The following is a 12372-nucleotide window of genomic DNA, read 5'->3' as shown; positions in this document are numbered from 1 at the left end:
CTTATACCATCATCATACCATCCTTTATATATGTAATTTCAATCCCTCGATGTACTTGAAATGCTTTAAATTCAACGTGTACAGATTGGCCCCTTTAATTATAGCAGTGGCTGCGATAAACGCATCAGGTACATCTAAGTGATGGCTCAACGTATATTTTTCAATCAGGCGAATCGCAAATTCGGATATTTCATTATCGGCATGCATGATTTTTATGCTATTCAACGACCGCTTTATTTTGGCGAGTTCGTGTCGATCGCGCGCGCCAAACAAAAACTCTCCGGCACTAATGGCGCTGACGACTATTTTGTTCGCACCTATTTTGCTGAGCTTTTCCACGATTATGCTATTGTTTTTGGACAGCTCAATCAAAATGTTAGTATCGCATAATACTAATGCTTCCCCGGCCATGCTTTCGCCCTTAGTTCTTCCGCGGAGATGTCACGCCCTTCCCACATGCCTGCCAAAGCAAAAAAATCATCTTCATTGCGCTTCACGTTTCTTTTCTCTTTAGTGGGTGATGTATCTTGCAAGACCTCAACAAAGTCCAAATCCTTAAGAAAAGAAAGGAGATGGTTCAGTTTTTTTTTGTTTTTTATCTTCAGCGTGATGGTATCCATAATTAAAAATTAAATATCAATATCGCGTGCCTCGGAAATGATAATATATTCTTTCGTATATTCCGTTGCCATTTAAATTCACTACCTCAAAGGTAGCAAATATTTGGCTTTTCCAACACGGTTCTCCGATACATATAGTCATTTTACGCACGATCGCGATTATCATCTTTCACGCCATCAATCCTTTCAATATCCCCACACTTTCCTCCAGCGCATCCTTGGTGGACGACGCAAATCCGAGCCGGATGGCGTGTTCGTCATAAGATGGATAACGGTGTGGCGCTCCATCTGAAATGTACAGTCCCTTTCTTCGGGCATCAACAGCGAGTTTAGCGAGGTCGATGCGCCTGTCGAACTGCGCCCACAGGCTCAAGCCACCTTCTGGAATGGTAAACTGCACCTTACCATCCAACTCCTCAGCCAGCAAGCCGGAGAAATAGTCCCTTCGTTCGCGGTACACGGCCATGGCCTTCCTGAGACTGCGCTGTATGCTCCCGTCATCAAGCAATTCAGCCATCGCTCGTTCCAGGATGTGGTCGCCCTGCCGGTCCAGCACAGTCCTCATCAGAGACAGCCGGGAGACTACGTTTTCCGAAGCGACCAGGTATCCCAAACGGAATGCAGGTGAAAATGTTTTGCTGAATGAGCCGCAATAGATAACCATACCCTGGTCATCTGCGCTGGCCAGCGGCAGGAGTGGCTTATGTTTATAGTGGAAATCATAATCGTAATCATCCTCGAAGATGATGAAGCCATATTTACCAGCCAAGTACAGCAATTCCAACCGCCGGTCCATCGGCAGGGACACCGTCGTCGGGTAGTGATGGTGCGGGGTTACATACACCATCCGGATCTTTGTGGTACGGCACAGCCGCTCCAATGCATTCACTTGTATCCCGAATTGATCAACCGGAATGCTTAACAGCCGTGCTTCCGCGTGCTGGAAATTGGCCTCCGCCCGCCGCCAACCGGGCACACCTGCGGCAACCACGTCGCCCCGCTGGATGAGTCCATTACAGACCAGATTGATGCCCATAACCGTTCCCCGCACCGAAAGGACATTCCGCTCGGTAATGTTCAGTCCCCGCGTTAGGCGGAGGTATCGGGCCAGTGCTTCCAGAAACGGTGCACACCCTTCGGCATGGCCATAACTGCCGAACCGCTCATATGGATTACCCCGCGCCAGTTGCGCGCGATACGCCCGGTACAGTTCCTTCAACGGAGCCAATGAAGGGTCTGGAAAACCATCGTCAAGGTGCAGCCTGGTGGTCACGGGGTTTACGCTTGGACGGAGGTAATCGGCCGGCCAGATTTCGAAGCCCGCAGTGCGCCCGGCATCACGGGTAGCTTGAACTTCCCTCAGTCGCTGCGGCCGGGATTCGGGGAGGTTGACCGCCACAAAGGTGCCTTTACCCCTATGGCTTTCCAACCACCCTTGCATCTCCAACTCCTGGAATGCTTTCGTAATGGTCAACCGGTTCAGCCGTAGGATGCCAGCTAGTTCGCGGGAACTGGGCAATCGGGCTCCGGGCGGTATCCGGCCACGCTTAATGAGTAAAATAGTGGCTTCCGCCAATTGAAGGTATACTGCCTTGCCGGACTGAGATCGGAGTGTAATCTCCGAAAATAGGAAGTGCAAAATTGGACTATCCATTTTATCGATATTGGATGATAAAGATAGTCCAATTGCTTAGTAGTTTTGCATGAACGAATAACAATTTTCAAACTCATGTACATCCCCAAATATTTCCAACTCGGCAACGAAGCAGAAAAAATCACCTTCATGCGGCGCTATCCATTCGCAAGACGGCTGCAGAACGGGCGCGCATTGTGGAGCAACTGGGGCCGAGCTCAGCCGGGGTTGAACGTGACCTCGCCGCATATATCAAGAGACTTTGGCATGAACGAATACCTACAACAACAGACAGCCGACTTCCCGTTCCCCCCGCAGCTGGAAAACGACCGCGCTATCCTCCTGCCCTTGCAGGAAGCCGATTTCGATGCGTTGTACACCATAGCGTCCGATTGGAAAGTGTGGGAACAGCATCCGCAGTCCGACCGCTGGAAGGAAGGCATATTCCGCGTATTTTTTGACGGTGCGATGCGCAGCAAAGGCGCTTTTAAAATCGTCGACAAGGACACCGGCATGGTGGCCGGCAGCACGAGGTTCTACCATGGCGGAGCCGACCAGCAGGATATCCTCATCGGTTACACCTTCTATGCAACCCGGTATTGGGGTACAGGACTGAATCCTGCTGTAAAAAAGCTGATGCTCGATTACGCCTTTCAATTTGTGCGCATTGTACACCTACATGTCGGTGCCACCAATTACCGCTCGCAAAAAGCTGTTGAAAAGCTCGGTGCCCGGAAAATAGCCGAGACCCCCGATTTCGTATATGAAATCAGGCAGGAAGATCACCAATGTTAGCAAAGGAATACTATTATCTTTGCACTCATGGACATTTTCCCCACCCGCTACTCCCTGCTTGCCGCCTCCGCCCTGAACAGATACCTACAAGAACGCTATGGATTCACCGATTCCAACTGCCGCTTGTTAATCCACAATGTCAGTGACACCTATCTGATCGAAAGTACCAACACTCGGTATATCTTCAAAATCTACCGGGATGTGCACCGGAAAATGGAGGAGATCAACGGTGAAGTGGAATTGCTGAACATCCTGCATGCTGGTGGAGCGTCGATAAGCTATCCGCTAGCGGATAAAAAAGGGAAGTATTTACAGGCTTTCCAAGCGGCGGAAGGTATCCGTTATGGCGTGTTATTCACTTACGCGCCCGGCCAGGTCTGTCCCGTCATGAGCGACGAACAATTGATCGAAGTGGGGCATGGAATGGCCGATATTCACCACCTAACGGCAGGATTGCAGTTGGCTCACCGCAGACAGCCGCTGGATATGGAGGCACTCGTAGACGCCCCGTTGCGTGTCATCAAACCTGCATTCGATGATGGACTGGAAGCCGAATACGATTATTTGCAGGAAGTCGCTACCGGGGTAAAGGAGCGATTGCTGTCTTTTGATCTGCACACCTTCAGCCACGGATATTGCCATTATGATTTTCTGCCGAAAAATTTCCACGTTGACGCCACCGGAAAGGTCACGTTTTTTGATTTTGACTTTGCCGGCGAAGGTTATCTCGTGAATGACCTGGCGTCTTTCTATGTCCACTTTTTCTTGGATGTGCTCCATAAGAAGATGACGCAGCCGGAAGCAGACCGCCAATTCGCGGTGTTTATAAAAGGTTACCGTGAACGGCGGCCGGTAAGCGAGGCCGAATTGGCCTCCATCCCCTATTGGGGGTACCTCTTCTGGCTGTTTTACTTCCGTTTCCACTATGAAAATTTCGAGGACTGGTCAAATCTCTTCTTCACACCCGCATTCATCAAAGCCAGAGTAGGCTGGATGAAGACGTGGGAGGAGTGGTATTTGCGTTGCATTCGAGATTGACACCCTTTTTTCATTTTTCTCTTGACAATAAAAAAAATTGGTGTACATTTGGCTCGTCAAACAAAAAGATGTTAACACCGCACAACGCATATCGATTTTTTGGTTTCTTTTACTTTAGCAGTAAGGGCCGGGATTAATATGCATTGATAACGAAAGATATAAATGTAAAAAGTCCCGGCCAGAAAAGCCGGGACTTTTTTATTGTCCCATTTAAGTGATATATGAGCATAAAAGTAGCCATACAAGGCGTTAAGGGTTCGTTCCACGAGGAAGCGGCCTATAAGTATTTCGGTGAGGACATCGAGACGGTCGAATGCGAATCATTCAAGAAAACATGCGAACTGTTGAAACATGGCAAGGTAACCTATATCGCCATGGCGATTGAAAATTCCATTGCGGGCAGCCTGCTCCCCAATTACAATTTGCTTCGTGACTATCGCTTTCCCATTGTGGGGGAAGTCTACCTCCATATCAAGCTGCATTTGATGGCGCTGCCGGGTGTAGCGTTCCAGGATATCAGGTTTGTCGAATCTCACCCCATTGCCTTGCAGCAATGCAATGACTACCTGGAGGAAAACCCCCAGCTTAAGGTCTCCGAAGCGGAAGATACTGCGGGCAGTGCGCGCAAAGTGAGCGAGCAGCAGCTCAAAGACACGGCTGCTATCGCTCCGCAATTGGCAGCTAAATTATATGGCCTCGAAATCCTCGAACGGCGCATCGAGACCAATAAGAAAAACTATACACGCTTTCTCATCTTGGCTAGCAAGCCCGAAGAAACGGATAAGGTAAACAAGGCCTCGCTTTCTTTTCAAACCGGTAACGGGGTAGGCTCACTCTCCACGGTATTGCACTGTTTTGCCGAGCAGCACATCAACCTCAGCAAGATACAGTCCATGCCCGTGCTGGGCAAGCGAAATGAATACGACTTCTATGTAGACGTGGAATGGAAGAATCAGAAGGATTATGATGCCGCCATCCGCCAAGTACTGAAATATACCAGCAATTTCAACATCATGGGGGAATATGTGAAGAATGATAAGGTGTAGCAGTGATGGGTGGTCAGCGGTGAGTGGTCGGTGCACACGTCACAGACCGCCGGTCACCAACCACCGATCACTAATCACAGATCACTAAAAATAATAGACAATTAACAAATAAAACAATGAAACAGACATTAGACATCGTTCCCTTGAAATCATGGTTCGACACGGGCGAAGCGCCCCTGATCATCGCAGGACCGTGCAGTGCGGAAACGGAAGAACAGGTATTGGCTACAGCGCACCTGCTGGCCAATACGGGCAAGGTAAATGTATTGCGCGCGGGCATCTGGAAGCCGCGTACACGTCCGGGCGAATTTGAGGGCATCGGCAGCATCGGCCTTCAATGGCTGCGCCGTGCGAAGGAAGAAACCGGCCTGCCCATCACCACGGAGGTGGCCACCGCCAAGCACGTGGAAGAAGCATTGGCTGCGGGGGTAGACATCCTGTGGATCGGTGCCCGCTCTACGGCCAACCCCTTTACCGTGCAGGAAATTGCTGATGCGCTGAAAGGTGTGGATGTACCCGTGCTCATCAAAAACCCGGTGAATCCCGACTTATCCCTGTGGCTTGGTGCGCTGGAGCGCGTAAATCGCGCAGGTATCAAGAAGCTGGCGGCCATACACCGGGGCTTCTCCTCATACGAGAAGACGGCATTCCGCAATGAGCCGATGTGGGATATCGCCATCCAATTAAAGACGATGGTGCCTGACCTCCCGGTGATCAACGACCCGAGCCATATCTGTGGCAACCGCGAGCTTCTTCCATACATTGCGCAAAAAGCGTTCGATATGGACATGCAGGGCCTGATCGTGGAGTCGCATATCGATCCGTCCGTGGCGTGGACTGATGCCAAACAGCAGGTAACACCGCAGGCGTTGGCCGATATGCTCGGAAACATGACCTACCGCCACGCGAAATCGGATGATCCGGTCTTTGAAGATAAACTGGCGCAGCTGCGTACAGATATCGATAAATTGGACGACCAAATCATCAAAATACTGAGCGACCGGATGAAAATCGTGGAAAAGATCGGCGAATACAAGCGCGACAACAACGTGACCATCTTGCAGGTGAGCCGTTGGGATGAAATCATCCATAAACGCAGCAATGTGGCCCAGGCGCTGAAACTCGACAAAGAGTTTACGGTGAAATTGTTGGAGCTGATCCACAACGAGTCCATTCGCAAGCAGAATGAGATCATGAACACCAAACCGGTAACCGAGGCGTAATGGGAAATCACGCTGTCAGACTTGTTCATCCGTCGAAAGCTATTGGGGGAACCGTACAACTTACGGGGTCCAAAAGCGAAAGTAACCGGGCACTGATCATTCAGGCGCTTAGCGAAGGACGTGTCAACATCGAAAACCTGTCTTCGGCAGCCGATACGGTAATGCTCCGGCAGGCAATCGCCGATGCGGCGGGAAACACAGCATCCCGAGCGGACACCGAAATACCGGTCGATATCGGTCCCGCCGGCACCGCCATGCGGTTTTTGACTGCATACCTCGCTACCCGCCCTGGCCGATACCACCTCACCGGTAGCGAACGGATGAAACAGCGCCCCATCGGCATCCTTGTTGATGCCCTCCGCACCCTAGGAGCTGACATCACCTACGCTGGAGCGGCGGGGTACCCACCGCTGGCTATCCGGGGTGGATTTGCCCAGCAAACACCGAGGGTCAAGGTGCAGGGCAATGTGAGCAGTCAATACCTATCGGCATTGCTGCTCATTGCCCATTCGCTCCCGCTGGGACTGGAGTTGCAGATCGAGGGTGAGCTCACTTCGCGCCCTTACCTCACGATGACGCTCAACATGCTGGCCGAAGCGGGAATCAAACACCAATGGAATGGGGACACCATCTCCGTCGTCCCGCAGCAGCTGAACACCTGTACGCTGACCGTTGAGCCCGATTGGAGCGCTGCCTCCTACTGGTATGCAATGGCCGCGTTGGCGGAAGAGGCCAACCTGTTCCTGCCCAACCTGAAACGCAATAGCCTACAGGGCGATATCGCCATCGTGGAGATCATGTCGCACTTCGGGGTGGCATCTTCCTTTGAAAACGGCGGACTGCGCATCCAAAAAGCGGCAATGGACCAACCTTCGGCGAAAACGCTGTTTGATTTCAAGGAGTGCCCGGATCTGGCCCAAACGGTGATGGTCTGCGCAGCGGCGTTGAAACGCGACCTGTCCTTCACTGGGTTGCATACCCTGCGGATCAAGGAGACAGACCGCATTGCGGCCCTGCAAAACGAACTCAGCAAATTCGGGGTAGCGCTGGTAGCGGAAGGAGAAGTCTGCCACCTGCATACAGCGGGATGGAAGCAACCTGAGCAGGTGACTATTGATACGTACGAAGACCACCGGATGGCCATGGCCTTTGCCCCGCTTGCATTGGTGGTTGAACAGGTACAGATCAACGAACCGCTCGTGGTCGAAAAATCGTACCCCGATTTCTGGAATCATTTGAAACAACAGGGATTTGTTATATCTTAGCCGCGGGTCGGGAAGACCGAAAATTAGAAAACCCGGGGACCAAAAGTCTAATGTCTGTTGTCTAATGTCTGTTGTCTAATGTCTGTTGTCTAATGTCTAATGTCTAAAAAAGAATGGCAGGAAACTCATTCGGAGATATCTTTCGCATCACTACCTTCGGTGAGTCGCATGGGGAAGCAATTGGTGTGATCATCGACGGCTGTCCGCCCAATATCGCGGTGGATGCATCATTTATCCAGTCCGAATTGGATAAACGCCGTCCGGGACAATCGAAGATCACCACCCAGCGAAAAGAAAGCGACACTGCTCAAATACTCTCCGGCGTGTTTGAAGGCAAGACCACGGGTACGCCCCTTGCCATGGTGATTCCCAACGAAGACCAACGTTCGAAGGACTACTCCCACATCAAAGACAAATACCGGCCTTCTCATGCCGATTATACCTACCAAATGAAGTATGGCATCCGCGATTATCGCGGCGGCGGGCGCTCTTCGGCACGGGAGACGGCTGCTCGCGTGGCGGCAGGTGCTGTGGCCAAAAGCCTCCTCGCACAATCGGGTATCCGGATTTTCGCGCACGTCTCCGGTGTCGGAAAAATCGAGGCGCCTAACCTGGTGTCCCATGATATCGACGAACTCACTGCCATCCGCGAAGGCAACATCGTGCGGTGCGCCGATCCGGCGACGGCCAACGAGATGATTGCCTTTATCGATGCCATACGCAAGGCGGGCGATACGGTCGGCGGGCGCATCAGCGCCGTGATCCAGCACGTCCCCGTGGGTTTGGGTGAGCCTGTATTTGACAAGCTACATGCGGATCTGGCAAAAGCCATGATGAGCATCAATGCCGTGCATGGCTTTGAATATGGCTCGGGATTCGCGGGTTCGGAAATGCAGGGGTCGGAGCACAATGATGCCTTTGTCAATCCCGAAGACGACCCTGCAAAACTCCAAACATTGACCAATTTCTCGGGAGGTATCCAAGGCGGCATTTCCAATGGGATGGAAATCACATTCCGTGTGGCATTCAAACCCGTGGCCACCCTGATGCGCTCCCAACAAACGATTAACCAATCCGGCGAAGCGACGGAAATCAGCGGCAAAGGCAGGCATGATCCCTGCGTGGTGCCCCGCGCCGTCATCATCGTAGAGGCGATGGCCGCGCTGGTCATTGCCGATCACCTGCTCAAAAACCGAACGTATGATACACAATAACCCGCTCGTAATTGCCTCTGACATCGGCGGCACCCATATCACGGCAGCCCTGGTAGACACCACGCTGTGGCAAGTGGTCACGGAATCGATCGCCCGGCACCATGTCGACTCGCATGCAGATGCTAAATCGATTTTGTCTGCGTGGGCCGCTCCCTTTAGCACCGTGATCAGCAACCATCCGGAGATCGCTGCGCCCCTCATCGGTATCGCCATGCCCGGACCGTTTGACTACGAAAAAGGCATCTCGCGTATGCGTGACCAAGATAAGTACGACAACCTGTATGGGATGGATATCCGCCGTGAACTGTCTGATCGGACGGGTGTGGATGGCCCACAGATCCGTTTCATCAATGATGCGGCGGCATTCCTGCAAGGAGAGGTTTTCGCTGGCAAGCATAACGGGCATGCCAAAATGCTCGGCATTACCTTGGGTACGGGATTGGGTAGCGCCATCTGGGAAAAAGGAAGCAACGCCGTAGATGCCGACCTGTGGAAAACGCCGTACCTCGAAAGCAACATGGAAGAACACCTGGTGACCCGGTGGTTTGTCCGCAAAACGGCGCAACATGGTGTAACAGTAACCGGGCTACGTGAACTCCTCCAACTGCGCGGACAGCATGCCTTTGTGGAAGACATATTGGCCGAATACAGCCATCATCTATTGCAGTTCATTACTTTTTTCAGCGAAAAGGAGAAAACCGATAAGTTCATCATCGGGGGCAACATCTCCAGGGCTTGGGATATCTTCCGCGGGTTCAATGCCGGATCATTCGACCGCTTTGATATCCACATCAGTCAATTGGGGGAATATGCGGCGTTGATCGGAGCCGCGGCGATTTTTGACTAGAACAGTGCCGGATAGGTCTTTGGATTAGCTTCATGCATCATGGCATACACGGTTTCAATGACATCGTCTGCAGCCGGTTTGGAGAAGTAATCGCCATCTGTGCCATATGGCGGGCGATGCGCTTTGGCCGCCAACGTACGGGGTTGCCCATCCAAGTCGTAGTATCCGTTTTGAACTTCCAGTATCTGCTGCATGATAAACGCCGAAGCACCGCCCGGCACATCCTCATCAACCACCAACAGTTTATTGGTCTTACGCAATGATTGGGCGCATACGTGTTCTTCATCAAACGGCTGCAATGTTTGGGGATCTACGATTTCAACGGAGATGCCCAGTTTTTCCAGTTCGCCAGCCGCTTCTTGTACGACACGCAGCGTAGAGCCATAGGATACGATCGTTACATCCCTGCCCGCCCTGACGATTTCAGCCTTTCCCAACGGCACCGTAAACTCCCCGACATTCGCCGGCATGCGTTCTTTCAGCCGGTATCCATTCAAACATTCGATCACCAAGGCAGGCTCATCCGTTCGGAGCAAGGTATTATACATGCCCGCCGCTTGGGTCATGTTGCGGGGTACGCATACGTGTATGCCCCGCAGCGAACCCAGGATCATGCTCATCGGCGATCCGGAATGCCAGATCCCCTCCAAGCGATGGCCACGCGTACGAATGATTAGCGGCGCCTTTTGCCCGGCTTTGGTACGGTAGCTGAGGCTTGCTAAGTCATCGGTCAATACCGTGAGGCCGTATACCAGGTAATCCAGGTATTGGATTTCGGCGATGGGACGCAAGCCACGCATGGCAAGTCCAACCCCCTGCCCGATAATGGCCGACTCCCGGATACCGGTATCGAAAATGCGGTGTTCACCATATTTGGCCTGTAAGCCGGCAAATCCTTGATTGACGTCTCCGATCTTCCCCACATCTTCGCCAAAAGCCACCAATCGCACATCCCGACTAAAATTAGCGTCGAAACAGGCATTGAGCACCTCCCTGCCATCGACCATTTTACTATCCGAATGATACTCCGCCGAGACGACAGGCAAGTGCTTGGGCGATTCGACGGTGTCAGAAAACAAATGGGAATTATACCGGTCTCGATTGATCTGCTGTTTCTGCTCATACCAAGCCAATAACGCAGATTTCTCCGTGCTTTCTGTCCCGCGCAACAACCGAATAACCCGCCGTACCGTGCTGTATACTTCGCGGAGTGACGGCTCGGCAAGCGATTTTAATTCGTTGAGCAATAGCAGCACCGTTTCGTCGGTGATGGGCGCCAATAGCGCCATGGCCTCGTCTACTTCTTTTTTTAGGGTTTTATTATAGTCGGCCCATGCCCGCCGCTGCTCGGCGCGCACAGCCTCTTTTGCCCGCTGTTCAATAGCAGCCAGTTCATCTTCTGTCGCGATGCCCGATTCAATCATCCAAGCCCGCATCTTCGTGACGCAATCGTGCTCCTGTTCCCACGCCAGCCGTTCCTTGGGCTTATAACGTTCATGCGAACCGGATGAGGAGTGTCCCTGTGGTTGGGTCATCTCCGTCACGTGGATGAGCACCGGTATATGCTGCTCCCTGCTGATCTTTACAGCACGCTCGTAGGTTTCGCATAGTCCCGGGTAATCCCAGCCCTTCACTTTGAAAATCTCGAATCCTTCTCCATTTTCATCCCGTTGGAATCCTTTGAGCACTTCGGAAATATCCGCCTTGGTCGTCTGCACCTCGTTGGATACGGAGATTCCGTACCCGTCATCCCATATGGAAATGACCGTTGGAATCTGCCGGACACCCGCTGCATTCACCGCCTCAAAAAATACGCCTTCGGAGGTCGACGCATTGCCCACCGTACCAAAAGCCACTTCGTTGCCGTTGTTAGAGAAATTGCTCATTCCCGCCAGCTCAGGATTGCTCCGGTACAGCTTGGAGGCCAACCCAAACCCCAGCAGTCGCGGCATCTGTCCGCCTGTAGTGGAAATATCCGAAGCGGCATTCTTCATCAAGGTCTGGTCCAGCCACCTCCCTTCGGGTGTAAGCATCCGTGTGGCAAAATGGCTATTCATCTGTCGGCCAGCCGATGATGGATCCGCATCCACATCCGGATGTGCATATAACTGCGAAAAAAACTGATAAACGGATATGATACCCGCTGCAAACATAAACGTTTGATCACGGTAGTAACCCGAACGCCAATCACCAAGCTGGAATACCTTGGCCATGGCAATTTGCGCCAACTCCTTGCCATCGCCGAAAACACCGAATTTTGCCTTACCCGTCAGCACTTCTTTGCGACCTAACAAGCTCACAAACCTGCTTGCTACCGCAACGCGGTAGTCTTCGATGACAATCGCTTTGAAATCGTCAAAACTAAGTTTGTGAGTGGGTTGTTCGCTTTTAACATCGGTATTAGACATCATCTGAATTGCGTTTGCTCCAAAAGTAGGAAAAATATATTATCCGAATATAATTTGTTCCCTTAACACTCCAATGACACATTTATATCGGATCATATCCCATTACGCTCATACATATTTTGTTTAAAAAGGTTTGGCAAAATTGGCCGTTTATGATGGATTTCGTACTAAACCACTCTTTATAACGATACGTTATAACGATACGGACGAAATCCAACTTTTAAGTATAACGCAAATGAACAAAAAAAATTACACTTGACCACCAGAATGGCTGTGGTTTGAC

The 12372-nt window shown here is 51.6% G+C and carries 11 protein-coding genes; 7 read left to right on the top strand and 4 right to left on the bottom strand.

Annotated features, from left to right (window positions below):
* Positions 1-24: 24 nt before the first annotated feature.
* The 3 genes from ACMGDE_RS06640 to ACMGDE_RS06630 all read right to left on the bottom strand — a co-directional run bounded on the left by ACMGDE_RS06640 (position 25) and on the right by ACMGDE_RS06630 (position 2274).
* Entirely contained in the window at positions 25-411 is a 387-nt protein-coding gene (locus tag ACMGDE_RS06640) for a type II toxin-antitoxin system VapC family toxin (RefSeq protein WP_436831985.1), read from the bottom strand.
* Positions 393-620 (bottom strand): hypothetical protein, encoded by a 228-nt coding sequence (locus ACMGDE_RS06635; RefSeq protein ID WP_436831984.1) that lies wholly within the window; start codon positions 618-620, stop codon positions 393-395. Before ACMGDE_RS06635 ends, ACMGDE_RS06640 begins: the two co-directional genes overlap by 19 nt.
* A gap of 169 nt (positions 621-789) precedes the next feature.
* Entirely contained in the window at positions 790-2274 is a 1485-nt protein-coding gene (locus ACMGDE_RS06630; protein WP_436831983.1) for an aminotransferase-like domain-containing protein, read from the bottom strand.
* Positions 2275-2349: 75 nt separating this feature from the next.
* On the opposite strand from ACMGDE_RS06630, the gene ACMGDE_RS06625 reads away from it, so the two are divergent.
* The 7 genes from ACMGDE_RS06625 to ACMGDE_RS06595 all read left to right on the top strand — a co-directional run bounded on the left by ACMGDE_RS06625 (position 2350) and on the right by ACMGDE_RS06595 (position 9681).
* Positions 2350-3048: a GNAT family N-acetyltransferase gene (locus ACMGDE_RS06625; RefSeq protein ID WP_436831982.1), complete on the top strand. Its 699-nt coding sequence runs from the start codon at positions 2350-2352 to the stop codon at positions 3046-3048.
* A 27-nt stretch (positions 3049-3075) separates the two neighbouring features.
* Positions 3076-4086, top strand: coding sequence for a phosphotransferase enzyme family protein (locus ACMGDE_RS06620; protein WP_436831981.1), 1011 nt, complete (start codon positions 3076-3078; stop codon positions 4084-4086).
* Between the two features lie 221 nt (positions 4087-4307).
* Complete coding sequence (locus ACMGDE_RS06615; protein WP_436831980.1) at positions 4308-5132, top strand: prephenate dehydratase; 825 nt, start codon at positions 4308-4310, stop codon at positions 5130-5132.
* Positions 5133-5248: 116 nt separating this feature from the next.
* Positions 5249-6355, top strand: coding sequence for a chorismate mutase (locus ACMGDE_RS06610; protein ID WP_436831979.1), 1107 nt, complete (start codon positions 5249-5251; stop codon positions 6353-6355).
* The gene (aroA, locus tag ACMGDE_RS06605) at positions 6355-7620 is read left to right on the top strand and encodes a 3-phosphoshikimate 1-carboxyvinyltransferase (RefSeq protein WP_436831978.1); all 1266 of its coding nucleotides are present in this window, start codon (positions 6355-6357) and stop codon (positions 7618-7620) included. Before ACMGDE_RS06610 ends, aroA begins: the two co-directional genes overlap by 1 nt.
* A 113-nt stretch (positions 7621-7733) precedes the next feature.
* Positions 7734-8834, top strand: a complete 1101-nt coding sequence (gene aroC, locus ACMGDE_RS06600; protein ID WP_436831977.1) for a chorismate synthase — start codon at positions 7734-7736, stop codon at positions 8832-8834.
* On the top strand, positions 8821-9681 hold the full coding sequence (locus tag ACMGDE_RS06595; RefSeq protein ID WP_436831976.1) for an ROK family protein: 861 nt from the start codon (positions 8821-8823) through the stop codon (positions 9679-9681). Before aroC ends, ACMGDE_RS06595 begins: the two co-directional genes overlap by 14 nt.
* On the opposite strand, the gene ACMGDE_RS06590 is transcribed toward ACMGDE_RS06595, so the two are convergent.
* Complete coding sequence (locus ACMGDE_RS06590; RefSeq protein WP_436832472.1) at positions 9678-12089, bottom strand: alpha-ketoacid dehydrogenase subunit alpha/beta; 2412 nt, start codon at positions 12087-12089, stop codon at positions 9678-9680. The two genes, ACMGDE_RS06595 and ACMGDE_RS06590, sit on opposite strands and share 4 nt — an antisense overlap.
* Positions 12090-12372 lie beyond the last annotated feature (283 nt).

The organism is Parapedobacter brassicae, assembly GCF_051400755.1.
In the GTDB taxonomy this organism is placed as follows: domain Bacteria; phylum Bacteroidota; class Bacteroidia; order Sphingobacteriales; family Sphingobacteriaceae; genus Parapedobacter.
Note: the sequence above shows the minus strand (reverse complement) of the source record. Positions and strands in the feature narration are given on the sequence as shown.